The 21,700-nt window shown below is 66.7% G+C and carries 25 protein-coding genes and 2 pseudogenes; 16 read left to right on the top strand and 11 right to left on the bottom strand.

All coding sequences use genetic code 11. From position 1 onward, the window contains the following. Nucleotides 1-10 precede the first annotated feature (10 nt). Nucleotides 11-694 (top strand): class I SAM-dependent methyltransferase, encoded by a 684-nt coding sequence (locus MELE44368_RS14395; protein WP_128109112.1) that lies wholly within the window; start codon nucleotides 11-13, stop codon nucleotides 692-694. Here MELE44368_RS14395 and MELE44368_RS14390 read toward each other — a convergent pair. Genes MELE44368_RS14390 through MELE44368_RS14380 form a run of 3 tightly spaced genes read right to left on the bottom strand, consistent with a single transcriptional unit; the run spans nucleotide 691 to nucleotide 3,108 of the window. Continuing rightward, entirely contained in the window at nucleotides 691-1,374 is a 684-nt protein-coding gene (locus tag MELE44368_RS14390; protein WP_064918169.1) for an acyltransferase, read from the bottom strand. The two genes, MELE44368_RS14395 and MELE44368_RS14390, sit on opposite strands and share 4 nt — an antisense overlap. Before the next feature lie 14 nt (nucleotides 1,375-1,388). Then, nucleotides 1,389-2,069: an acyltransferase gene (locus MELE44368_RS14385; protein WP_241566627.1), complete on the bottom strand. Its 681-nt coding sequence runs from the start codon at nucleotides 2,067-2,069 to the stop codon at nucleotides 1,389-1,391. Between the two features lie 4 nt (nucleotides 2,070-2,073). Further along, complete coding sequence (locus MELE44368_RS14380) at nucleotides 2,074-3,108, bottom strand: glycosyltransferase (RefSeq protein ID WP_241566626.1); 1,035 nt, start codon at nucleotides 3,106-3,108, stop codon at nucleotides 2,074-2,076. A 308-nt stretch (nucleotides 3,109-3,416) separates the two neighbouring features. On the opposite strand from MELE44368_RS14380, the gene MELE44368_RS14375 reads away from it, so the two are divergent. The 4 genes from MELE44368_RS14375 to MELE44368_RS14360 are packed head-to-tail and all read left to right on the top strand — an operon-like array spanning nucleotide 3,417 to nucleotide 6,748. Beyond that, nucleotides 3,417-4,175, top strand: a complete 759-nt coding sequence (locus MELE44368_RS14375) for a class I SAM-dependent methyltransferase (protein WP_128109110.1) — start codon at nucleotides 3,417-3,419, stop codon at nucleotides 4,173-4,175. Nucleotides 4,176-4,233: 58 nt separating this feature from the next. Continuing rightward, a complete protein-coding gene (locus MELE44368_RS14370) occupies nucleotides 4,234-5,871 on the top strand; it encodes an acyl-CoA carboxylase subunit beta (protein WP_128109109.1) in 1,638 nt (545 codons plus the stop codon). Beyond that, nucleotides 5,868-6,113, top strand: a complete 246-nt coding sequence (locus MELE44368_RS14365; RefSeq protein WP_241566625.1) for an acyl-CoA carboxylase subunit epsilon — start codon at nucleotides 5,868-5,870, stop codon at nucleotides 6,111-6,113. Before MELE44368_RS14370 ends, MELE44368_RS14365 begins: the two co-directional genes overlap by 4 nt. Then, nucleotides 6,110-6,748: a Maf family protein gene (locus MELE44368_RS14360; RefSeq protein ID WP_128109108.1), complete on the top strand. Its 639-nt coding sequence runs from the start codon at nucleotides 6,110-6,112 to the stop codon at nucleotides 6,746-6,748. The genes MELE44368_RS14365 and MELE44368_RS14360 overlap by 4 nt, the downstream gene beginning before the upstream one ends. 83 nt (nucleotides 6,749-6,831) lie before the next feature. Here the strand turns inward: MELE44368_RS14360 and MELE44368_RS14355 are convergent, their stop codons facing one another. Beyond that, on the bottom strand, nucleotides 6,832-7,812 hold the full coding sequence (locus MELE44368_RS14355; RefSeq protein WP_128109107.1) for an NAD-dependent epimerase/dehydratase family protein: 981 nt from the start codon (nucleotides 7,810-7,812) through the stop codon (nucleotides 6,832-6,834). Further along, nucleotides 7,805-9,154: a nucleotide sugar dehydrogenase gene (locus MELE44368_RS14350; RefSeq protein WP_241566624.1), complete on the bottom strand. Its 1,350-nt coding sequence runs from the start codon at nucleotides 9,152-9,154 to the stop codon at nucleotides 7,805-7,807. Before MELE44368_RS14350 ends, MELE44368_RS14355 begins: the two co-directional genes overlap by 8 nt. A 120-nt stretch (nucleotides 9,155-9,274) precedes the next feature. Here MELE44368_RS14350 and MELE44368_RS14345 point away from each other — a divergent pair, with 120 nt between their 5' ends. The 4 genes from MELE44368_RS14345 to MELE44368_RS14330 all read left to right on the top strand — a co-directional run bounded on the left by MELE44368_RS14345 (nucleotide 9,275) and on the right by MELE44368_RS14330 (nucleotide 13,001). Then, nucleotides 9,275-10,162 (top strand): sulfurtransferase, encoded by an 888-nt coding sequence (locus MELE44368_RS14345; protein WP_128109105.1) that lies wholly within the window; start codon nucleotides 9,275-9,277, stop codon nucleotides 10,160-10,162. 4 nt (nucleotides 10,163-10,166) lie between these two features. Next, entirely contained in the window at nucleotides 10,167-10,577 is a 411-nt protein-coding gene (locus MELE44368_RS14340; protein ID WP_046751533.1) for a SufE family protein, read from the top strand. Nucleotides 10,578-10,834: 257 nt separating this feature from the next. Continuing rightward, on the top strand, nucleotides 10,835-12,634 hold the full coding sequence (locus tag MELE44368_RS14335) for an acetyl-CoA carboxylase biotin carboxylase subunit (protein ID WP_128109104.1): 1,800 nt from the start codon (nucleotides 10,835-10,837) through the stop codon (nucleotides 12,632-12,634). A 49-nt stretch (nucleotides 12,635-12,683) separates the two neighbouring features. Then, nucleotides 12,684-13,001, top strand: a complete 318-nt coding sequence (locus tag MELE44368_RS14330) for a hypothetical protein (RefSeq protein WP_128109103.1) — start codon at nucleotides 12,684-12,686, stop codon at nucleotides 12,999-13,001. 3 nt (nucleotides 13,002-13,004) lie between these two features. Here MELE44368_RS14330 and MELE44368_RS14325 read toward each other — a convergent pair whose 3' ends face one another. After that, entirely contained in the window at nucleotides 13,005-13,538 is a 534-nt protein-coding gene (locus MELE44368_RS14325; protein ID WP_264030591.1) for a nucleotidyltransferase family protein, read from the bottom strand. 240 nt (nucleotides 13,539-13,778) lie between these two features. Here MELE44368_RS14325 and MELE44368_RS14320 point away from each other — a divergent pair, with 240 nt between their 5' ends. Then, a complete protein-coding gene (locus MELE44368_RS14320) occupies nucleotides 13,779-14,222 on the top strand; it encodes an STAS domain-containing protein (protein WP_128109101.1) in 444 nt (147 codons plus the stop codon). On the opposite strand, the gene MELE44368_RS14315 is transcribed toward MELE44368_RS14320, so the two are convergent. Further along, nucleotides 14,193-14,915 carry an RNA polymerase sigma factor SigF gene (locus tag MELE44368_RS14315; protein WP_276050263.1) on the bottom strand — a complete coding sequence of 241 codons (723 nt, stop codon included), beginning with the start codon at nucleotides 14,913-14,915 and terminating at the stop codon, nucleotides 14,193-14,195. The two genes, MELE44368_RS14320 and MELE44368_RS14315, sit on opposite strands and share 30 nt — an antisense overlap. A gap of 62 nt (nucleotides 14,916-14,977) precedes the next feature. Then, nucleotides 14,978-15,412 (bottom strand): ATP-binding protein, encoded by a 435-nt coding sequence (locus tag MELE44368_RS14310; RefSeq protein WP_046751538.1) that lies wholly within the window; start codon nucleotides 15,410-15,412, stop codon nucleotides 14,978-14,980. Nucleotides 15,413-15,731: 319 nt separating this feature from the next. Between MELE44368_RS14310 and MELE44368_RS14305 the strand changes: the two genes are divergently transcribed. Further along, nucleotides 15,732-16,748, top strand: coding sequence for a DNA topoisomerase IB (locus tag MELE44368_RS14305; RefSeq protein ID WP_128109099.1), 1,017 nt, complete (start codon nucleotides 15,732-15,734; stop codon nucleotides 16,746-16,748). 189 nt (nucleotides 16,749-16,937) lie between these two features. Here the strand turns inward: MELE44368_RS14305 and MELE44368_RS14300 are convergent, their stop codons facing one another. Beyond that, nucleotides 16,938-18,164, bottom strand: coding sequence for a glycosyltransferase (locus MELE44368_RS14300; protein ID WP_128109098.1), 1,227 nt, complete (start codon nucleotides 18,162-18,164; stop codon nucleotides 16,938-16,940). A gap of 67 nt (nucleotides 18,165-18,231) precedes the next feature. After that, a pseudogene (locus MELE44368_RS14295) lies at nucleotides 18,232-18,510 on the bottom strand (glycosyltransferase family 1 protein); the annotation flags it as partial. Between the two features lie 141 nt (nucleotides 18,511-18,651). Between MELE44368_RS14295 and MELE44368_RS14290 the strand changes: the two are divergent. The 5 genes and pseudogenes from MELE44368_RS14290 (at nucleotide 18,652) to MELE44368_RS14270 (ending at nucleotide 21,296) form a co-directional block, all read left to right on the top strand. After that, nucleotides 18,652-18,849 (top strand): hypothetical protein, encoded by a 198-nt coding sequence (locus MELE44368_RS14290; protein ID WP_128109097.1) that lies wholly within the window; start codon nucleotides 18,652-18,654, stop codon nucleotides 18,847-18,849. 75 nt (nucleotides 18,850-18,924) lie between these two features. Further along, entirely contained in the window at nucleotides 18,925-19,335 is a 411-nt protein-coding gene (locus tag MELE44368_RS14285; protein ID WP_241566623.1) for a hypothetical protein, read from the top strand. After that, a pseudogene (locus MELE44368_RS14280) lies at nucleotides 19,335-20,552 on the top strand (Nramp family divalent metal transporter). Before MELE44368_RS14285 ends, MELE44368_RS14280 begins: the two are co-directional and overlap by 1 nt. Further along, on the top strand, nucleotides 20,549-20,947 hold the full coding sequence (locus tag MELE44368_RS14275) for a hypothetical protein (protein WP_128109095.1): 399 nt from the start codon (nucleotides 20,549-20,551) through the stop codon (nucleotides 20,945-20,947). The pseudogene MELE44368_RS14280 and the gene MELE44368_RS14275 overlap by 4 nt, the downstream one beginning before the upstream one ends. Beyond that, nucleotides 20,934-21,296 carry a PRC-barrel domain-containing protein gene (locus MELE44368_RS14270; RefSeq protein WP_128109094.1) on the top strand — a complete coding sequence of 121 codons (363 nt, stop codon included), beginning with the start codon at nucleotides 20,934-20,936 and terminating at the stop codon, nucleotides 21,294-21,296. Before MELE44368_RS14275 ends, MELE44368_RS14270 begins: the two co-directional genes overlap by 14 nt. On the opposite strand, the gene MELE44368_RS14265 is transcribed toward MELE44368_RS14270, so the two are convergent. Continuing rightward, nucleotides 21,278-21,619: a hypothetical protein gene (locus MELE44368_RS14265; protein ID WP_128109184.1), complete on the bottom strand. Its 342-nt coding sequence runs from the start codon at nucleotides 21,617-21,619 to the stop codon at nucleotides 21,278-21,280. The genes MELE44368_RS14270 and MELE44368_RS14265 overlap by 19 nt on opposite strands. Nucleotides 21,620-21,700 lie beyond the last annotated feature (81 nt).

Raw genomic sequence — 21,700 nt, 5'->3', positions numbered from 1 at the left:
GGAGTAGATCGTGGGTATAGCTGGGACAGTCAAATTCCTTGCGACACAACGACTTATCGGCTTCGACGTACCGGATACCCCGGTCTTCTACGGGTCGGACGGCAGCTTCGAGAAAGGCACCGACTGGTTTATCGACACGTTGCGCAACTCGAAGCGGTATCTGGAATTCGGAACCGGTGGGTCCACCTACCTGGCAGCAAAGTTCGGTATCGAGTTCGTGGCGGTCGACTCCGACCGGTTTTTCCTCAAGAGCGTGCAGAGGAAAATCCGCGACGACGGGTTGGCCCGCCCGGTCGGACAGAGCTTTCACTACGCCGACATCGGGCTGACCGCGCACTGGGGCCGCCCGATCGGACCGGGGCTGAACTCCCCGCGACGGCTGGAGAAGTTCCGCCGGTACTCGGATCTGCCGCCACAGAGCCTCGAGGGCGGACGCACGCCGGACTTCGTTCTGGTCGACGGCCGGTTCCGGGTGGCCTGTGTGCTCAAGGCCTTGCGCGCGTTGCGCCATGAGCGCGGCTGGACGATCGCCATGGATGACTACGGCGACCGCCCGCACTTCCATGTGGTGTCCGAGTTCGCCGAAATCGACCAGCTGGTCAACGGCCGGATGGCGGTCATCACGGCGGCCAAGCCGCTCAGCACCGAGGTGCTCGACAGCGCGATCCGCAAGTACGAGACCGAACTCGACTAACCGAACAGCGGGCGGTAGTACGCGCTGTACTGCAACGCGTCCGGGTTGCGCTTGGAGATCACCTTCGCGGGCACTCCGCCGACCACCTCGAGTTCGCCGACGTCCTTGTACTGGTTCACCAGCGCCTGCGCCGCCACCACGGCGCCACGGCGGATGTGGCTGGGCAGGATCATCGCCCGGCTGGCGATCCACACGTAGTCCTCGATCACCGTCGGGATCGGCACCGGCAGGAAGTCGGGATGGTTGATGTCATGTCCGCCACCGATGATGTGCACGTCGCTGGCGATGGTGACGTTGTCACCGATCCACAACCCGGCGCGGGCGTCGAGCAGGCACCGCTGCCCGACCGTGCTGTTGCGGCCGATGCGCAAGAACTCCGGATCCAGCACCTGCGTGGTCCGCATGATCGACGACCCCTCGCCGATCGTCGCACCCATCAGCCGCAGGAAACCCAGCCGGACCGTGTGGGAGGGGATGTAGGTGACGAACATGTTGTACAGCAGCTGGGCGATTCGGTTGCGCGCCTTGCGGGCAAAGCCCATCGTCTGCATGCGGTAGTTGACGAGCTCACCGTCGGGGCCCACCTCCCACGACGGCGGCGGAGGCAGCTTGAGATCCGGTGCGGCCGCGAGTTTGCGTGCGACGTCGTCGGGATCAGCTTTCGTCGGTTCCACGAACACCTGAGAAACTCCTGTCAGAAAAACAGCGGGCGGTAACTTGCGCTGTAGCGCAACGCATTCGGATCACGCTTGCCGATCGGCTTGGCGGGGTTGCCGCCGACCACCGTCAGCTCGTCGACGTCCTTGGCCACCAACGCATGTGCCGCCACGACCGCACCGCGCTTGACGTGGGTGGGCAGCACCATGGCGCGGCTGGCGATCCACACGTAGTCCTCGATGACAGTGGGATCGGGGCCGACGATCGGAAAGTCCGGGTGGTTGATGTCGTGACCGCCGGCAAGGAGCTGCACGTCGCTGTCCAGCGTCACGTTGTCGCCGATGTAGATGCCGGCACGGGCGTCGAGCACGCACCGCATGCCGACGGTGCTGTTCTCCCCGATCACCAGATAGTGGGCGTTCTGGATCTGGGTGCCCCGCATGATCGAGGAGCCCTTGCCGATCTCCGCGCCGAACAGGCGCAGCCAGCCCAACCGGATCGTGTGCGAGGGGATGTGGGTGATGATGATGTTGAAGGCCAGTTGGCCGATCCACTTGCGCAGCTTGTCCGAGAACTCGACGCCCTGGGTCTCCACGTCGATGATCCGGCCGTTCTCGTCGGTGATGTAGTCGAACTGCGGGCTCATCTTCAACCTGGGCGCGGCGGCGCGCTTCCTCGCGACGACCTCGGGGTCGATCTTGGTCGGTTCTAGACGCACCGTGTCACCTCCGCGCGGCGGCCAGGTTGTCGACTGCGGCGTGCAGCTTTTCGGTGAAGACCTCCTCGGTGAACTGCTCCACGTGGCGGCGGATCTTGTCAGCGTCGAATTCGGTGGCCTCGAACCGGTTCAGCGTGTCGGCGATCGCATCCGGCTCCGGCTCGTCGAAATACATTCCGGTGACGCCCTCGTCGATCGTGTCGAGGAATCCGCCGAACCGCAGCGCCACGCTCGGGCGGCCCCACACGCCGGCTTCGATCGGCGTCAGCCCGTAGTCCTCGTAGCTGGCGGCCAGCAGCGCCCGACAGTTCTTGTAGAGCCAGGCCATCTGCCCGTCGGTCAAGTCCGAAAGCATCGTGACGTTGGGCGTTTTCATACCGCGCAACCGCTCGGCGTCGGGGCCCTTGCCGACGACGACGAGCCGGCGGTCGGTTCCGGCGAAGGCGCGCACGATGACGTCGACATTCTTGTACGGCAGCAGCCTGGAGACGACGAGATAGAAACCGCCCTCCGGGCTGTCGAACCCGTCAATCGGCTCCGGCTGCATCGACTGCGACATCGCCACCGGGGCGAACATCACCTCGGCGTCGATGCCATAGGTGTCGGCGATCCGGTTCTGGATCAGCGTGGAGATCGCGTAGTACTTGTCGGCGGCCAACGCCTGACGGCGATCCCACGCCTTGAGGTAGGGCTTCGACAGCGCCAACCCGACGCGTTTGAACACGCTGCTGTCGTCGCCGAGGTACTTGTCGGACAGGTACAGCCAGCGCGCCGGCGAGTAGCAGTAGATGAGCTTGCGCCCGTTGGTGCGAAATCCGTGCGCCCAGCCGCTGGTGCTCGTCAGCACGATGTCGGCGTCCACGACCACCGAGCGGGCGATCGCCGGGTACAGCGGCAGCGCTGCGCGGTGGTAGGTCCGCAGCGGCCCGAACCGGTTGAACGGGGACACCCGGATGTCGCAGTCAGCAAACTCCGGGTAGGTGGTTTCCGGCTCATAGAGCATGGTGTAGATCGGCGCCTCAGGAAACGCCTTTGCCATCGAAAGAACGATTTTCTCCGCTCCTCCGAGTTGGGTCAGGTAATCGTGCGCGATCGCCACCTTCGGGCCGTCAATACCGTCATATTTGCGGGCTTGTTGCACGCTGCTTATCCCTTCGCGAGGCCCCCTGGCCTGTTTGCCGGCGTCTGGCTTCGGCGTAGTCTTTCCATCCGCGGCACTCATAAAACCGCAAACCAGCCACCATGACAAGCCGGCCGGATGGAATTTGCTGATCTGCCCTCGTTGGTTGGGGCCCATCAACGGTATGCTTTGCCGAGCCGCCGCCGCGAGAATTTCGGAGAACGACGATGACTGACCCAGGCGTCAATTTAATGGCCTCGCGTGCCGAGAGTCGCGTTAGCTACCGCGATATTGAAACGCTGTGGAAAGGCTACGACGAATACGTCCGTGAGCTGGCGTTGCGCGAAGGGGCGCAACACGTCGCCGAACTGGGCGGCGGGGCCAACCCGGTGCTGGCCGACATTCAGCGGTGGGGGTTCGCCCCGCACCGCATCGTCGTCGACATCTCCGCCGAGGAGCTGGCGAAGGCCGGCGGCGACGTGGAGACCCGCGTTCTGGACCTGTGCGAGCCCGTGCGGGACGGGCGCGAGATGTATGACGTCGTGTTCTCCAAGATGCTGTGCGAGCACGTGCCCGACGGGCGCGCGTTCCACCAGAACTGCTTCGATCTACTGCGCCCCGGCGGGCTGGCGGTGCACTACTTCCCCACCCTCTACACGCTGCCGTTCGTGCTGAACCGGCTGATCCCCGAGCAGGCCGCGCGCTCGCTGCTGCGCAAGATCCAACCCGGCCGCATCGACGACCCCAAGCACGAGAAGTTCCCGGCCTACTACCGCTGGACCACCGGCCCCACCAAGCGGGCGATCCGGCGCTTCGAGAGCGTGGGCTTCGAGCTGGAACAGTGGCACGGCGCGTTCGGCCATCACTACTACCACCTGGTCAAACCGCTGGACATGCTCGAGCAGGCCAAGTCGCGCTTCCTACTCAAACACCCGGTGCCCGCGCTGACCAGCTTCGCCGTCGTCACCCTGCGCAAGCCTGTCTAAGGAGACATTAAGGACGCGCCGGATCCGGCCCGTCGGCCGTTCGTTAGCATCGAACACCATGACAAGCGTTACGGGTTCGTCGGCGCCAGGCTCGGCCCACGAGATCGATATCCACACCACCGCCGGCAAGCTGGCGGATCTGCGCAGGCGCACCGAGGAGACGCTGCACCCCGTCGGTGAGGCGGCGGTGGAGAAGATCCACGCCAAGGGCAAACTGACCGCCCGCGAGCGCATTCTGGCGCTGATCGACGAGGGATCGTTCGTCGAACTCGACGCGTTGGCGCGGCACCGCAGCACGAATTTCGGGCTGGAGAACAAGCGCCCGCTCGGTGACGGCGTGGTGACCGGCTACGGCACCATCGACGGCCGCGAGGTGTGCATCTTCAGCCAGGACGCCTCCGTGTTCGGCGGCAGCCTCGGGGAGGTGTACGGCGAGAAGATCGTCAAGGTCCAGGAACTGGCCCTCAAGACCGGCCGCCCGTTGATCGGCATCAACGACGGCGCGGGCGCCCGCATCCAGGAGGGCGTCGTCTCGCTGGGCCTGTACAGCCGGATCTTCCACAACAACATCAAGGCGTCCGGCGTGATCCCGCAGATCTCGCTGATCATGGGCGCCGCCGCCGGCGGGCACGTGTACTCCCCCGCGCTCACCGACTTCGTCATCATGGTCGACCAGACCAGCCAGATGTTCATCACCGGACCCGACGTGATCAAGACCGTCACCGGTGAGGACGTCACGATGGAGGAACTCGGCGGCGCCCACACCCACATGGCGAAGTCGGGCACCGCGCACTACGTGGCCTCCGGTGAGCAGGACGCCTTCGAGTTCGTCCGCGACCTGCTGTCCTACCTGCCGTCGAACAACTACGCCGACCCGCCGCGCTTCCCGGCCCCCGAACCCGAGGGCGCGATCGAGGAGAACCTCGTCGACGAGGACCTCGAACTCGACACGCTGATCCCGGATTCTCCGAACCAGCCGTACGACATGCACGAGGTCATCACCCGGATCCTCGACGACGACGAGTTCCTCGAGATCCAGTCCGGCTACGCGACGAACATCGTTGTCGGGTACGGCCGTGTCGAGGGACGGCCGGTGGGCATCGTGGCCAACCAGCCCACCCAGTTCGCCGGCTGTTTGGACATCAACGCCTCGGAGAAGGCGGCGCGGTTCATCCGGACCTGCGACTGCTTCAACATCCCGATCGTCATGCTGGTCGACGTGCCGGGCTTCCTGCCGGGCACCGACCAGGAGTACAACGGCATCATCCGCCGCGGCGCCAAGCTGCTCTACGCCTACGGCGAGGCCACCGTCGCCAAGATCACGGTGATCACCCGCAAGGCCTACGGTGGCGCCTACTGCGTGATGGGGTCCAAGGACATGGGCGCCGATGTCTGCGTGGCCTGGCCGACGGCGCAGATCGCGGTGATGGGCGCCTCGGGCGCGGTCGGTTTCGTCTACCGCCAGGAACTGGCCGAGGCCGCCAAGAAGGGTGAGGACGTCGACGCGCTGCGGCTGCAGTTGCAACAGCAGTACGAGGACACCTTGGTCAACCCCTACATCGCCGCCGAGCGGGGATACGTCGACGCGGTCATCCCGCCGTCGCACACCCGCGGATACGTGGGCACCGCGCTGCGGCTTCTGGAGCGCAAGATCACCCAGGTGCCGCCGAAGAAGCATGGGAACATTCCACTGTGAGCGGGGCGACTGTGAGCGAGGATCCGCACGCGCACGAGGCGCACATCCAGGTGCTGTCGGGCCAACCGACCGACGAAGAACTCGCGGCGCTGATGGCAGTGCTCGCCGCTATGTCGGGTGCCCCCGCACAGCCTCGCGAGCAGGAACAGAACCTGTGGGGCCATCCCGTTGACCGGCTGCGCTACTCCGTCTTCAGCTGGCAGCGGGTGACGTTGGTGGAACGGACCCACATGCGCAAATGACGCGGGTAGTTCTCGCGTCTGCCTCATCGGGTCGCCGAAAGGTATTGCGCCAGGCGGGAATCGATCCGCTGGTCATCGTCTCCGGTGTCGACGAGGATTCGGTGCTCGCAGGTCTGGAGCCGGCGAGCACCCCGTCGGATGTGACGGCGGCGCTGGCCACCGCGAAGGCCGAGGCGGTCATCGACAGCCTCGATCCGGCGGTGGCCGCCGACTGCGTTGTGATCGGCTGCGACTCGATGCTCTATCGCGACGGGGCGCTGGTCGGCAAGCCTGCGACAGCCGAGGCCGCGCGCACCGCCTGGCAGCAGATGGGCGGCACATCCGGCGAGCTCTACACCGGGCACTGCGTGATTCGCTTGCGGGACAACGCCGTTGCGTATCGGGGCGCCGACAGCACGCCTACCACGGTCAGGTTCGGGGTGCCGTCACCCGCCGAGCTCGACGCCTACGTCGCCAGCGGCGAGCCGACGTCGGTGGCGGGCGGCTTCACCATCGACGGGCTGGGCGGGTGGTTCATCGAGGGCGTGGACGGCGACCCGTCGTCGGTGGTCGGCATCGGCTTGCCGCTGACCCGGCGCCTGCTTGTCGCCGCGGGCTTGACCCTCGCCGACCTGTGGGCGGCCAATCCCGTGTGACCTTCTCCACCGCGAGCAGACGCGAAAACCCCCTAAAGCGGGTGAAATAGGGGGTTTTCGCGTCTGCTCGGCGGAAAGAACTGCTACATCAGGTCGTTGGGTGGGGCGTCGTCGCGGTGCGCGCGATACCACTCGACCGTGCGCTCCAGCCCCTCATCGAGGCTGATCTGCGGCGACCAGCCGAGCGCGCGCACCTTGGCGATGTCCGGGCAGCGCCGCTTCGTACCGCCCTTCGGGGCCTCGCCGGGCTGGATGTCCAGATCGACGCCGACGATCTTGGCGATCCGCGTGGCCAGCTCGCGAATGGTCAACTCGTCGTCGCTGCCGATGTGGTAGATCTCGCGGTGCGCGCCGTTCTCGTACATCGTCAGGATGCCGTCGACGCAGTCGTCGACGTAGAGAAACGAACGGGTTTCGGTGCCGTCGCCCTGGATCGGTAGCACCCCGTCACCGGCCTCCTGCGCGGCGAGCGCCCGCATGATCAGTTGCGGCTCCACGTGCTTCCACCCCATGTCGGGCCCGAAGACGTTGTGCGGCCGGAAAACCTGCACCTTGCGATAGTGCTCCCGGCCGTAGTTGAACGCGATCAGCTCGCTGACGATCTTCGACCCGCCGTACGAATAGCGCGGGTTGAGGCTGTCGGGCAGCATCAGCGGAACGGTCTCCGGGGTGGGAAACACCGGCGGCGTCTGGTACACCTCGGCCGTCGACGCCACCACCAGGTCGGGAACGCCGGCGTTGCGCCCGGCGTTGCTCACCGCCAGCGCTCCGCGCAGCCCCATGTCGAGCACCAGTTCCGGTCGCTTGTAGAAGTTTTCGGTCCCGTTGATGGCCGCCAGGTGCATCACCACGTCGGCGCCCTTGAACGCGCGCTCCAGCGCGTCCTGGTCGCGCACATCGTTGGTGAACAGTTCGACGTCGTCGGCGACGTCGCCGAGCCTGCGCGCGTCGCCGCGCACCATCGAGTCGACGACGGCGACATTCCAGCCGTCGGCGACCATCCGCCTCGCCAGATAGGCACCGATGAACCCGCAGCCACCGGTGATCACCACGCGTTCAGGCATCACACACCACACGTCCACTCTTGCCGACGGCGAAGTAGGAGTCACCCAATTCGGACGCCGGAAGGTGGCTGAAGTGGTTCCAGTAGTCGAAGACGAACCCGTTGGGCTTGATGAACTCGCTGATCGTGCGCGGGGAGATGGTGCCGAGCGAGGGGTGGTTGTTGCCGATCACCACCACCGAGGCGCCGCTGACCGCGTCGCCGAACCGGTCGAACACCGTCACGTCCGGAAACTCGGCCGACAGCAGATCGGTCGGCGCGACGGGATCGTAGATGCCGATGTCGGCGTTCGGGTGGGCCTTCGTGAGCGCATCGAGCACCCGGATCGACATCGATCCGCGCAGATCGCTCGTCTCGGGCAGACCCTTGAACGCCATGCCGAGCAGGCTGATCTTCATCGGCGCCGACGCCTCGAGGTCGCGCCGCTGGATCTCGCTGCTGATGAACCGCACCGTCTCCTCCGGTTGACGCTCGTTGACCAGCCGGCCGGCCGCGGTGATCTCCAAGCTGACGCCGCGGGTGCGCGCGCTTTCCATCAGGATGTGCGGGTCCTTCTCCAGGCACGGACCGCCGACGAGTCCCGGCAGCGGGATGTTCGTGCGGCTGTAGCCGAGCTTGCCCGACGAGATGACCTCGTGCGCGCTGACGCCGAACGCGTCGCACACCCGGGCGATTTCGTTGGCGAAGGCGAACTGCACATCGCGGTAGGTGTTGCTGACCAACTTGATGATCTCGGCGGTCTCGATATCCGATACCGAGACGATGGATTTCGTTAGCCGGCGAAATACTGCTGCAGCCCGATCAGCGACCTCGGAATTGTCGGCTCCGACAATTTGCGGCAATTCGCGCAATTCCTGCAGTGCCTTGCCCTCCAGTGTCCGTTCCGGGCACATGGCGATGTCGAATTTCTTGCCGCTCGCGGCCAGGATCGGCGCCACCACCTGGCGCGTCGTACCGATCTTGACTGTCGAGCGCAGCATCACCAGGGCGCCGTCGCGCATGTTCTCGGCGATGTCGCGGGCCGCCGCCTCGATCATGTCGACCCGCGCCACGCCCGCGGCGGAAAGCGGTGTGCCGACGGTGATGATGTAGGTATCACAGGTGAAACCGCTGTCGAAGCGCTCCGTGGCCACCAGCTTCTTGAGCCTGGTCACGCCGGACAGCGCGTCGGGCAGACCCGTCTCGGTGAAGTGCGGAATGCCTTCGTTGGTCATCGCCACCAGCTCGGGGCGTTTCTCCACCCCGATCACCGAGTAGCCCGCTTCGGCGAGCACCGTGGCCAGGGTCAGCCCCACATAACCCAGTCCGACAATTCCAATGTCGTATTTTGCTGGACTAGCCATCATTCCTCGAGTTTGTAGCACGGTGATATTGCGGCAATGAGTGCCCACAATACTTTGCCAGAACACTTTTTGCGCAGTGGGTGCATGTCGCGGAGCGAAGGGGCTGGGTACGCTCTGACTGTGCCTCTGCCACCCGACCCAGATCCCGCCCTGCAGGCGTATGCCCACCCCGAGCGCCTGGTCACCGCCGACTGGTTGTCGGCCAACCTCGGCAGGCCGGGATTGGCCATCGTCGAGTCCGACGAGGATGTGCTGCTCTACGACACGGGCCACATCCCCGGCGCCGTCAAGATCGACTGGCATACCGACCTCAACGACCCCCACGTCCGCGACTACATCACCGGCGAACAGTTCGCCGACCTGATGAACCGCAAGGGCATCTCCCGCGACGACACCGTGGTGATCTACGGCGACAAGAGCAACTGGTGGGCCGCCTACGCCCTCTGGGTGTTCACGCTATTCGGCCACCCCGACGTGCGGCTGCTCAACGGCGGACGCGACCTGTGGATCTCCGACGGCCGCGAGACCACCCTCGACGTGCCGAACAAGCAGAGCACCGGCTACCCCGTCGTCGAACGCAACGACGCACCGATCCGTGCCTTCAAGGACGACGTGCTGGCCATCCTGGGCAAGGAGCCGCTGATCGACGTCCGCTCGCCGCAGGAGTACACCGGCGAACGCACCCACATGCCCGACTACCCCGAGGAGGGCGCGCTGCGAGGCGGCCACATTCCGACCGCACGCCACATCCCATGGGCCAAGGCGGCCGACGACAGCGGCCGGTTCCGCAGCCGCGCCGAACTCGAGGAGTTGTACGGCTTCTTGACGCCCGACGACAACACGGTGGTGTACTGCCGCATCGGTGAGCGCTCCAGCCACACCTGGTTCGTGCTGACCCATCTGCTCGGTCTGCCCAACGTGCGCAACTACGACGGCTCCTGGACCGAGTGGGGCAACGCGGTGCGGGTGCCGGTGGCCGTGGGCGAAGAGCCCGGCGAGGCGCCCTGACGCCATGAGCATGCCCGCGGCCCTGGCCGAAGTGGTGTCGGACTTCAAAGAGGTCGACGGCCAGGACAAGCTGCAGCTGCTGTTGGAGTTCGCCAACGAGCTGCCCCCGCTGCCTGCCGACCTCGAAGAGGCCGCGATGGAGCCGGTGCCCGAGTGCCAGTCCCCGCTGTTCCTGCACGTCGATGCCGACGACCGCGAGCACGTCCGGCTGTACTTCAGCGCGCCCGCCGAAGCGCCGACCACCCGCGGTTTCGCCGCAATCCTCGCCGCGGGCCTCGACGACCACCCCGCCGACGAGATCCTGGCCGTGCCCGACGACTTCTATTCCGACCTCGGGCTGGCCACGCTGATCAGCCCGCTGCGCCTGCGGGGCATCTCGGCGATGCTGGCCCGCATCAAGCGCCGACTGCGCTAGCCGGGGCGAAACCCTTGCCGCAGAAGATCTTTGTCGAGCAGCCAGCCGCCTGGCGCGCCGACTCTGCGGTGGGGGCGTCGACACGCCGTCTATCGCGCGCTGTGCGCAGAGCCGGGAATCCGCTAGTCAAGTGCTCAGCGGCCGGGCCGGCCGAAAACGTGTGACACCGCATCATCGGGTGCCCACTTCCGCCCCTTAAACTGCCCCGGGATAGATTCTTAAAGACGTTTCTTAGAGATATGCCGTCAGGAGGCCCAGTGGCAAGTCACGCCAGCTCAAAGATCTCCAAGGTGCTCGTCGCCAATCGCGGGGAGATCGCGGTCCGGGTCATCCGGGCGGCCAAGGATGAGGGGCTGCAGAGCGTGGCCGTGTACGCCGAACCCGACGCCGACGCGCCCCATGTGCGGCTCGCCGACGAGGCGTTCGCGCTCGGCGGTCAGACCTCGGCGGAGTCCTACCTCGACTTCGGCAAGATCCTCGGCGCCGCCGAGAAGTCCGGCGCCAACGCGATCCACCCGGGCTACGGGTTCCTGTCCGAGAACGCCGACTTCGCCCAGGCCGTCATCGACGCCGGGCTGATCTGGATCGGCCCGAGCCCACAGTCGATCCGCGACCTCGGCGACAAGGTCACCGCGCGGCACATCGCGGCGCGCGCCAAGGCGCCGCTGGTTCCAGGCACCGCCGACCCGGTCAAAGACGCCGACGAAGTGGTGGCGTTCGCCAAGGAACACGGTGTGCCGATCGCGATCAAGGCGGCGTTCGGCGGCGGTGGCCGCGGAATGAAGGTGGCCCGCACCATCGAAGAGATCCCGGAGTTGTTCGAGTCGGCCACCCGCGAAGCCGTCGCGGCGTTCGGCCGCGGTGAGTGCTTCGTCGAGCGCTACCTGGACAAGCCCCGCCACGTCGAGGCGCAGGTCATCGCCGACCAGCACGGAAACGTCGTCGTCGCAGGCACCCGCGACTGCTCGCTGCAGCGCCGCTTCCAGAAACTCGTCGAGGAAGCGCCGGCGCCGTTCCTCACCGACGCGCAGCGCAAGGAGATCCACGAGTCGGCCAAACGGATCTGCAAGGAGGCCGGCTACTACGGCGCCGGAACCGTCGAGTACCTGGTCGGCCAGGACGGCCTGATCTCGTTCCTCGAGGTCAACACGCGCCTGCAGGTGGAGCACCCGGTGACCGAGGAGACCGCGGGCATCGACCTGGTGCGCCAGCAGTTCCGCATCGCCAACGGCGACGTACTGGAGATCACCGAGGACCCGACGCCGCGCGGACACTCCATCGAGTTCCGCATCAACGGCGAGGACGCCGGTCGCGGCTTCCTGCCCGCACCCGGCCCGGTCACCAAATTCGCGGCACCGCAGGGCCCCGGGGTCCGGCTGGACTCCGGCGTGGAGACCGGTTCGGTGATCGGCGGACAGTTCGACTCGATGCTGGCCAAGCTGATCGTCACCGGCGCCAACCGCACAGAGGCGCTGGAGCGGTCCCGCCGTGCCCTTGCAGAGTTCAAGGTCGAGGGCCTGGCCACCGTCATCCCGTTCCACCGCGCCGTGGTGTCGGACCCGGCGTTCGTCGGCGACGACAACGGTTTTGCCGTGCACACCCGCTGGATCGAGACCGAGTGGAACAACACCATCGAGCCGTTCACCGGCGGTGATCCGATCGAAGAGGAAGACACCATTCCGCGGCAGACCGTCGTCGTCGAGGTCGGCGGCCGTCGGCTGGAGGTGTCGCTGCCCGGCGACCTGGCGCTCGGCGGCGGCGGCGCCCCGGCGGCAGGCGGCAACATCGTGCGCAAGAAGCCGAAGCCACGTAAGCGGGGCGCGAGCACCGGTGCGGCCGCATCCGGTGATGCGGTGACCGCCCCGATGCAGGGCACCGTGGTGAAGGTGGCCGTCGAGGAGGGCCAGGAGGTCTCCGCGGGCGACCTCGTCGTGGTCCTGGAGGCGATGAAGATGGAGAACCCCGTCACCGCGCACAAGGACGGCACCATCACCGGCCTCGCGGTGGAGGCCGGCGCCGCGATCACCCAGGGCACCGTACTCGCCGAGATCAAGTGATTTCGGCGCGCCGACAACCCGTGAGCGACCTTTAGCGCGCCGAAATCGCATGGAGCCGGTGGAGATCAATGCAGGCGCGTGGTATCTGCGCGCCTTGCGCGCCGACGACCGGATCGACGATCGGCCCGCGCTGGCCGAGTTGGGTGAGGCGGCCCCCGACGACTACGTCGACGCCCGAGCCGCGCAGTGGGCGTCCGACACCGTCTACTCGTGGGCGGTGTGCGAGCCGACCACCGGTGAACTCCTCGCCGAGGTGACGCTGGCGGCCGACACCGGGCTCGTCGGTATGCGCGCGCGTCCCGGCCACGCCGACGCCGCGCAGGCCGCGGGCGACGTGGTGCGACGGTTCGCCGACTCGCTGGGGTGACCGCTACCTGACGTCGATGTCGGTTCCGGTGGCGAGATCCCGGCACTGCACGGCGACGACGTCGTCGCGCTCCGCCAGGAACGCCCGCGCACCTTCGTCGCCGTGCAACCGCCCGAGCAGCGCCGGCCAGTGCCTGCGCGCCACCACGACGGGATGGCCGGGCGTTGCGCTGTAGTACGCCCTGGCCAGGCCGGACGGCGACGAGCGCGCCGCGGTCAGCACCCGCGACACCACGTCGGCGCCGATGTCGGGGGTGTCGACGGTGAGCAGCACCGCGTAGTCGGCATCGGCCGCGGTCAGGCCGGCGCGCAACGAGGCCGACAGACCGGTCGCCCAGTCCTCGGCGACGACCACGCGGGCAGGAGCGGGGACGTCGACGACGGCCGCGCCCAACACCACCACCACGTCGTCGCATCCCCCGCCGTGCAGCGCAGAAACCGCCGATCTGAGCCATTGGCCTTGGGCCGCAAGCACTTTCGGCATACCATAGCGGCTGCCCGCTCCGGCGGCCAGCAGTACCCCAGCGGCGAACGCCACGTTCTGCCTCTCAGATTCGCGGTGCTTTGACCTGCGATTATAAGAAGGATGCCAATGCATTTGTGTGTCGGCTGCCCACAGCGTAGGGTTCCAGACAGGTTGAGTTCACAGCCGAGCTGGGAACGTCATCGACGTGCAGGGCGGATCGCCTCTCCTGCATTCAGGGCTTTGAGTTAGCAGGGTCTACTTCTTTTGACGTGAACCTCAGTCCACCTTTTCTGACTGATGGAGTCACACGCAATGTCCACCACATCTGATACACAAGCAGCTTCGCAAGAGCCCACCGCCGACACGGTCACCTGCCGTACCGCGCGTTTCACCACCCAGTGGCTGCGGTCGGACACCGCTGTCATCAGCGCACACGGTGAGATCGACGCGGCGAATTCCCAAGAGTTCATCGAGTACGCACTGCGCCACGCCGGCCAGATCAACCGTTTGATACTCGACCTGTCCGGTGTCGAATTCTTCGGCACCGCAGGCTTTTCCGCGCTGCAAACGTTCAACGTGCGCTGTGTGGGTGAACGCATCGAGTGGGCGCTGACGCCCAGCTCCGGGGTGGCCCGGATCCTGAAGGTCTGCGACCCCGATCGCACCCTGCCGACATACACCAGTGTGGACGAAGCGATTTCGGCGGTGCACAGCCAATCGCAACCGCTATTGCAGCTGGTCCCGAAGTCGCGCTAGGGATTTCGCCAACAGCCTCGAGACGTGCATCTGGGAGATGCCGACCCGCTCGGCGATCTGGGTCTGGGTCAGCGATTCGAAGAACCGCAGCACCAGCACCGTCCTTTCTCGCTCCGGTAACGCGGCGAGCAACGGCCGCAAGGCTTCTCGGTTCTCGATCTGATCGAGGCCGAAGTCGACGTCGCCGAGCGTGTCGGCGATGGCGGGGGCGTCCTCGTTGGCGCTTCCGCCGCTGTCGATCGACAGCGTGTTGTAGGAGCTGCCCGCCACCAGGCCCTCCACCACCTCGTCGCGGTCCATGTCGAGCTCGGCGGCCAACTCCGAGGCGGTCGGCGCACGGCCGAGCCGCTGCGACAGTTCGGCGGTCGCGGCGCCGAGCCGCAGATGCAGTTCCTTGAGCCGGCGGGGCACCTTGACCGACCAGCTGTTGTCCCGGAAGTGCCTGCGAACCTCACCCATGATGGTGGGCACCGCGAACGACACGAAGTCCGATCCTGTCTCGACGTCGAAGCGGATCACCGCGTTCACCAACCCGACGCGGGCCACCTGAACGAGGTCTTCGCGTGGCTCGCCGCGCCCGTCGAAACGCCGGGCGATGTGGTCGGCCAGCGGCAGGCAGCGCTCAACTATCCGGTCCCTCTGACGCTGGAACTTCGGCGAGCCTTCCGGAACTGCCTTCAGCTCGCGGAACATGTCGGCGACATCCGCGTACTCAGAGTTCGATCGGGATGACGAACCCTGCGACGTCGGTGGCGTCACTGCAGCGAGCTCGCTCGTCTCGTCGTCATCGAGATCCCGAACACCCGCGCCTCCTCCGGGCCCTGCCCGTTCTCGAAGGTCCGGACCTCGTCGGTCAGCGAACTGAGCACGTGCCAGCTGAAGCTGCCGGGCGCCAGGATGTCGGGGCTCTTGCACGTCGTCGACGCGTCGATGACGACCGCATCCTGTCGGGGGTCGATCACCACGAGGAGCGTGGAGCCGGGTACGGCCGACCGGATCAACCGGGTGCAGGCTTCGTCGACGGCCAACCGCAGATCGGCGACCGCGTCGAAATCGAGGTCTTCGAAGGTCGCCACCGCGGCGACCAGAGTGCGCAGCACCGCGAGGTTCTCGAGTTCGGCGGCGACGCGAAGTTCCACCGCCGAGCCCCCACGTTGGTGCCCGTTGTTGGTATTGGCGGCGTCAGCCATTTGCCCTCCCGGCGATGTCGAGCCGAGATTACCCCACCTTGATTCCCAGCTAACCACTCGCGCTCCGATACCCCGTGCGGGCCGGCGTGTGACCTATGGGGCCAACGGGTATGCCCGGGTCATGGACACTCGCTTGCGCAAAATCCTGGTGACGGCCGGGCTGGTGCTGTTGGCGTTGGTCCTGATCGCGGTGGCGATATACGCCGCGGCGTTCCTCATGCTCGCGCCGATGATGCAATGACACGTCCGCCGGGTCTTCTCTTCCGTTTTCGTTCCCCATGGTGCACGTGCAGTACCCCCACGGCCTCAGGTACCAAACATGCGGCTTCGTCGTAGTGCCGTGACGGATCCCGGCCTGCGGCGGGTGCGGCGCGGACGTGGGTTCTCCTATCAGCACCCCGACGGCTCCGCCGTCACCGATGCGGCGACGCTGGAGCGCATCAAAGACCTGGTGATCCCGCCGGCGTGGAAGCGGGTGTGGATCTGCCCATACCCCAACGGCCACGTCCAGGCCGTGGGAACAGATGCCGCCGGGCGGCGCCAGTACCTCTACCACCAGCGGTGGCAGCAGGAGCGCAGCGAGGAGAAGTTCGACCGGGTCCTCGAGCTGTCGGCGGCACTGCCCGAGATGCGCCGGCGCATCGCAGCGGATCTGCGCCGTCGAGGGCTGGAGCGCGACCGGATCCTCGCGCTGGCACTGCACCTGCTCGATCTCGGCTACTTCCGGGCAGGCAGTGAGCAGTACGCCGAGGAGAACAACTCGTTCGGTATCGCGACGCTGCTCTGTGAGCACATCACGATGCACCGTCACGTAGTGGAGTTCGACTACCCGGCCAAGAGCGGGGTGCGCCGGACCCTGCACCTCGAGGACGCCGAGGTGATCAGATCGGTGCGGGCGCTGCTGCGCCGGCCCGACCGCGGTGAGCGGTTCCTGGTCTACCGCAACGGTTCGGGCTGGTCCGACATTCACGCCGACGACCTCAACAGCCGGTTCAAGGAACTGGTCGGCGACGAGTACACCGTCAAGGATCTGCGGACCTGGCATGGCACGGTGCTGGCCGCCGCGGCGTTCGTCGACGCCGACCCTCCGGTGAACAAGACCGTCGTCAAGCGGGTCGAGGCCGCCGTGATGAAGGAGGTTGCCGAGGATCTCGGCAACACCCCAGCGGTGGCGCGCAGCTCTTATGTCGACCCGCGCGTGGTCGAGGGCTACGAGTCGGGTCTGACCATCGCCGCGGCGGCACGGCGCGCGGCCAGAACCAAGGCGGACAGCGAGCGTCAGGCGATTCTCGACCGCGGCACGGCGCGGCTGATCCGCAAGGTCGCCAAGGGTTAGTCCTCGCACTGCTCGACACTGAAGATATGCACGCCGCTTCCGCGGTTTTGCGTGCACAAGCTCAGACTCGGCCAGCGGCCCCAGCGCCACCAGCGCGTCGACGTAGCACAGCCGTCCGGATTGCCGATGTTGACCGGACCCGAGCCGGCCGTGGAAACGGTGATCATGCTGAGAGGCGCAGTGAGCCGGTCATCCCGATGACAGGCTCGTCGCCGGTGCCGCGGCCCGCTCGAAGCGCGCGGGCGCCAGGCGGTCGTAGATGCGCTGAGTGTCCGCGGCGATGCGGTCCCACGAATAGCGGGCCCGGGCTCGGTCACGCCCCGCCGCCCCGAGGCTTTGACGCAGGAAGTCGTCACGCAGCAGGTGGTTCACGCTGGCGGCGACCTGCTCGGGACGTCTGGGTCGGACCAGTCGGCCGGTGACGTCGTGCACGACGGTGTCGAGCATGCCGCCAACCGCGGAGGCGACGACCGGAACGCCACACGCCATCGCCTCCAGGGGCACGATGCCGAACGGTTCGTACCAGGGGGTGCACGCCACCACGTCGGCCGATCGGAGGATGGCCGGCATGTCCTCACGGGCCACGGATCCGTACAACCTCACCCGGTCGCCGACTCCGAGTTCCTCCGCGAGCGCACGCAGCCGGAGCGCCTCCTGGTCGGATTCCAGGTGCGCGATGTCCGGTCCACCCACGATCACCAGCTCGGCGTCGGGAATGTAGGGCAATGCGCGGACCATCACATCAAAGCCCTTGCGCGGCACGAACCTTCCGACGCTGACGATCCGCCGATACCTGTCGCGGGCGGCCGTCGGCCCCTCTGGATTGAACAGATCGAGGTCGACCCCGCACGGCACCACGGAGATGCGGCTGCGGGACCTGCCCATCCGCATCAGCTCGAACACCTCGTCGGTGCAGGTGGCCGCGACCCAGGTGGCGGTACGTGCGATCGTCGCCTCCAGATACAACCGTTCCGACGGGCTGGTATTGACACCCTGATAACGGCGCTTGACCACGCCCAGCGCGTGAAACGTCTGCACCGCAGGCAGATTCAGATGACGAGCCGCCAATTGCGTTGCGATGCCGGACATCCAGAAGTGGGCATGTGCGACGTCGGGCCGGTCCGCGGCCCACTCGGCGTCGAGAAACTGGGCGAACGGCCCCATGTGGGCCAGCAGCTGGTCCTTGGGTATCTGTTCGGGAGGCCCGGCCGGCACATGCACGACGGTGTAACCGCGTGCCGTCTCGACGCGGTCGGGCAGCCCGGGGTCGTCTCTTCGGGTGTAGACGGTCACATGATGGCCGCGTTTGGCGAGCGCCGCCGACAACTCCGCGACGTGTACGTGCTGCCCGCCCGCATCGGCGCCGCCCAGCGCCGCAAGCGGGCTCGCATGCTCGGACACCATGGCGATCTTCATTCGGCGTCCTCCTCCCGTCTCATGCGCGCACCCGCCGCCGTGCCACCTCGGGCAACAGCCGCGCGGTGGGCACGTCAAGTCCGGGCCTGCGACCCAGCCATCGAGTTGCCAGCTCGAGTTCGTGGGGCCGCTGCAACACCACGAGATCGACGTCTTCATCGCGCAGCTGAGACAACGGAATTTCCTGTGCCTGCGGCCAATTCCGGCCGCACAGACCGCGGCCGTCGGCGTCGCGCTCTGAGTTGACCGGAGTCAGATAGCGGTGCGGTCCGGCGACGAACGCCTCGGTCCAGGACCCGTGCACATGCCACAGCAGCACCGAAGGCACAGGCGTGGGAACCGACATGCCGAGCGCGTACCCGAGCGCTTCGCGGGCAAAACGATTCTTCGCGACTGTTCGCAAAGTGGACGGGCTGCATTTCGCATCCTGTACCCCACCTGGTCAGAATGTGTTTTCCGTGATGACGTCGGGGGTAGGTTGATCGATATGCAGGACAGCGAAGAGGTTCCCTGGGACGTGCCCGTAGCCGACGCGGTGGATCAGCAACGTCCAGCCGAATCGACGCCCGACGACGACGACGCGCTCGACGATCAAGATCGAAGTGTGCCGTTGGAGACCAGCGCGTCGGACTGGCAGGAACAACAGCAGATCGCTGACCTGGACCCGGACGACTACGTCGGATAGGACGGGCTGACGGGGGCCGCGACGGCAAGCCAGGGCGAGCGCCTGCGGCGCGCCCGTCCGATACTTCTGCTGACGGTGCTGGCCGTCGGCCTGGCCCTGCTGTTGACGCGCTGTCCCGCATATCGGGACGGCATGCCGGGCCGACTCGCCCAGGCGATGGAGGAAACCACCTCGGCCGCACACAGCGGCGTGGCGGCGTTGGATCTGTGGACCCAGGGCCGCTCGACGACCCAGCTGGCCAGCGTGCAGATCACCGATGCCCGCGACGATGTGGCCAAGGCGTACAACGGAATTGTCGTCCTGCGTGCCCAGGACCCCGTCGACGTGCGACGTCAGCGGGTGCTGACCGAGTCGATGACGGCGATCATCGCGGAACTCAACGCGGCGTCGGCCGTGCTGCGCGACGTCGATGAGCAGCCCGGCGTGGCGGCCGTGCGCGCCGAGCTGGCGAGGTCGTCGCAGGAGCTCGAAGCCGGCTACCGCTGATGGCCAAGCTTTTCGGGGTGGCGCTCGGCATCCTGACCGCGATCGGCGGGTTCCTCGACATCGGCGACCTGGTGATGAACGCGGTCGTCGGGTCGCGGTTCGGGCTGTCGCTCGCCTGGGTGGTGGTGGTCGGCGTCATCGGTATCTGCCTGTTCTCCGAGATGGCCGGCCGGGTGGCCGCGGTGAGCGGACGAGCGACCTTCGAGATCATCCGGGAACGGCTGGGGCCATGAACCGCCGCGGCGAACCTGAGCGCATCGTTCTTCATCAACCTGATGACGTTGACCGCCGAGATCGGTGGTATCGCGCTGGCTCTGCAGCTGGCCACCGACCTCGGTCCGATGATGTGGTTCCCGGTCGCCGCGTTCGCGGTGTGGGTGGTGATCTGGCGCGTCAAGTTCAAGGTCATGGAGAACGTGGCCGGGCTGATGGGCCTGTGCCTGATCGTCTTCGCAGTCGCCGTGTTCATGCTGGGCCCGGACTGGTCGAACCTGGCCCATCAGGCGACCGCGCCGAGCATTCCGGAATCGGAATCGGGGGCGACGTACTGGTATTTCGCGATCGCGCTGTTCGGTGCGGCGATGACGCCCTACGAGGTGTTCTTTTTCTCCTCGGGCGCCGTGGAGGAACACTGGACCCCGAAAGACCTCGGCGTGGCACGCCTGAACGTCATGGTGGGCTTTCCCTTCGGTGGGTTGCTGTCCATCGCGATCGCCGCGGGCGCGGCGATCGTCCTGTTGCCCAACCAAATCGAGGTGACGGCGCTGTCGCAGGTCGTCATGCCGGTGGTGGCGGCGGGCGGAAAGCTGGCGCTGGCCTTCGCCATCGCCGCCACCTTCGGCGCGGCACTGGAGACGGCGTTGTCCGCCGGGTACACGGTCGCGCAGTATCTCGGCTGGCCGTGGGGCAAGTTCCGCCGCCCCGCCGACGCGGCGCGCTTTCACGTTCTGATGTTCGTGTCCATCGTGGCGGCGGTGGCAGTGCTGTTCACCGGGGTGGACCCGATCCTGGTCACCGAGTACTCCGTGGTGTTCTCCGCGATCGCGCTGCCCCTGACCTACCTGCCGATCCTCGTCGTCGCCAACGACCCGGCCTACATGGGCGACCGGACCAACGGCAGGGTGCTCAACGCGCTGGGCTCCCTCTACCTCGTCATCATCCTGGCCGCGTCGTTGATGGCGATTCCGCTGATGATCGTGACAGGAGCCGGACAATGACCACCGAACCCGCACTCAAGCCCCATCGCGGCCGGGCCCTCGATGCCCGTCTGCAGCTGTTGGACCGGCAACTCGTCGACGACGACGACGATCCGGTCGGCATCGTCGACGATCTCGAGTTGACCGGCATCGACGTGGACCAAGACATTCCGCACGGTTCCGAACCGCCCCGAGTGACCGCCCTGCTGTCCGGCAAGGTGGTGGCGACGCGCATCTTCGGAGGCACGCCGCCGCGGTCGAACCTGCAGGAGATCCCCTGGCGCCTGGTCCGTTCCGTCGGCATCACGGTGAAGCTGAAGCCGAACGACATGCGTTTCGATGTCCAGTGGGTGGAGCGGTGGTTGCGCGACCGGATCGTCAAGCACATACCGGGAGGCCGTCATGCAGCTGAGTAGCCTCTTGGGGCTGCGGGTCATCGACGCGGGCTCCAACCGGTTGGGCACCGTTGTCGACGTGCGTCTGACCGTCGCCGGCGACCTCTCGGACGACCCGCCGACGCCCAGAGTGCTCGGGCTGGTGATCAGCCCGCACAGCAAGGGCTCGTTTCTCGGCTACGAGCGCATCGACATCAACGGCCCGAAAATGATTGCCGGACTGCTGCGTTGGGGACATCGGGGTACGTTTTTGGCGGCCTGGGCCGACGTCGCCCGGGTCGGCTCCGACCACGTCACGCTACTCCCCGGTTACACGCGGTACTCGGCAGCGCTGCAAGACGCACCTGCCGCTCACGGCCGACGTTCGTGACCAGGACGGCCGTCGGTGCGGCGCCGATCCTTCATCTCCTCCTCCCACACATGACGGGCTCCGCCTTGTAGTTCGTCGCGCACACTGCGCTCGTGTTCACGGAAGACCGTCCAGTAGTTGTCGTCGAAGTCCTCGACGATCTGAAACGTCCACCGGCCGTGCAGGACGTTTCGGCCCACCACTTCGGTCTCGAGTCGATCCGCCACGGCGTCATGGCCCGCCGACCGCAACATGTCACAGGCTTGGCCCAGCATCAGGTCGGCGTGGCCGATCAACTGGTGAAACGAGTACAGGTCGCCGTGGGCGCGCTCGACACACTCCAGCGCCTCCGAAACCTTGCCGACGGCCTCGACCGGGGAACGTCCCGGGGAGTGGTGTAAGTGATGGCGGCGTGTCGGTCCCTG

It is taken from the genome of Mycolicibacterium elephantis DSM 44368 (genome assembly GCF_004014805.1).
In the GTDB taxonomy this organism is placed as follows: domain Bacteria; phylum Actinomycetota; class Actinomycetes; order Mycobacteriales; family Mycobacteriaceae; genus Mycobacterium; species Mycobacterium elephantis.
Note: the sequence above shows the minus strand (reverse complement) of the source record. Positions and strands in the feature narration are given on the sequence as shown.

What these genes read in the sequence shown, in the direction of transcription:
- MELE44368_RS14310 (WP_046751538.1), bottom strand. Translation starts at nt 15,412, where the DNA reads ATGGCTGACGCCGCCAATACCAACAACGGGCACCAACGTGGGGGCTCG.
- MELE44368_RS14340 (WP_046751533.1), top strand. Translation starts at nt 10,167, where the DNA reads ATGAGCATGCCCGCGGCCCTGGCCGAAGTGGTGTCGGACTTCAAAGAG.
- MELE44368_RS14355 (WP_128109107.1), bottom strand. Translation starts at nt 7,812, where the DNA reads ATGCCTGAACGCGTGGTGATCACCGGTGGCTGCGGGTTCATCGGTGCC.
- MELE44368_RS14320 (WP_128109101.1), top strand. Translation starts at nt 13,779, where the DNA reads ATGTCCACCACATCTGATACACAAGCAGCTTCGCAAGAGCCCACCGCC.
- MELE44368_RS14375 (WP_128109110.1), top strand. Translation starts at nt 3,417, where the DNA reads ATGACTGACCCAGGCGTCAATTTAATGGCCTCGCGTGCCGAGAGTCGC.
- MELE44368_RS14330 (WP_128109103.1), top strand. Translation starts at nt 12,684, where the DNA reads ATGGAGCCGGTGGAGATCAATGCAGGCGCGTGGTATCTGCGCGCCTTG.
- MELE44368_RS14380 (WP_241566626.1), bottom strand. Translation starts at nt 3,108, where the DNA reads ATGGCAAAGGCGTTTCCTGAGGCGCCGATCTACACCATGCTCTATGAG.
- MELE44368_RS14290 (WP_128109097.1), top strand. Translation starts at nt 18,652, where the DNA reads ATGCAGGACAGCGAAGAGGTTCCCTGGGACGTGCCCGTAGCCGACGCG.
- MELE44368_RS14275 (WP_128109095.1), top strand. Translation starts at nt 20,549, where the DNA reads ATGACCACCGAACCCGCACTCAAGCCCCATCGCGGCCGGGCCCTCGAT.
- MELE44368_RS14350 (WP_241566624.1), bottom strand. Translation starts at nt 9,154, where the DNA reads ATGGCTAGTCCAGCAAAATACGACATTGGAATTGTCGGACTGGGTTAT.
- MELE44368_RS14270 (WP_128109094.1), top strand. Translation starts at nt 20,934, where the DNA reads ATGCAGCTGAGTAGCCTCTTGGGGCTGCGGGTCATCGACGCGGGCTCC.
- MELE44368_RS14370 (WP_128109109.1), top strand. Translation starts at nt 4,234, where the DNA reads ATGACAAGCGTTACGGGTTCGTCGGCGCCAGGCTCGGCCCACGAGATC.
- MELE44368_RS14305 (WP_128109099.1), top strand. Translation starts at nt 15,732, where the DNA reads ATGCGGCTTCGTCGTAGTGCCGTGACGGATCCCGGCCTGCGGCGGGTG.
- MELE44368_RS14315 (WP_276050263.1), bottom strand. Translation starts at nt 14,915, where the DNA reads ATGTTCCGCGAGCTGAAGGCAGTTCCGGAAGGCTCGCCGAAGTTCCAG.
- MELE44368_RS14300 (WP_128109098.1), bottom strand. Translation starts at nt 18,164, where the DNA reads ATGAAGATCGCCATGGTGTCCGAGCATGCGAGCCCGCTTGCGGCGCTG.
- MELE44368_RS14360 (WP_128109108.1), top strand. Translation starts at nt 6,110, where the DNA reads ATGACGCGGGTAGTTCTCGCGTCTGCCTCATCGGGTCGCCGAAAGGTA.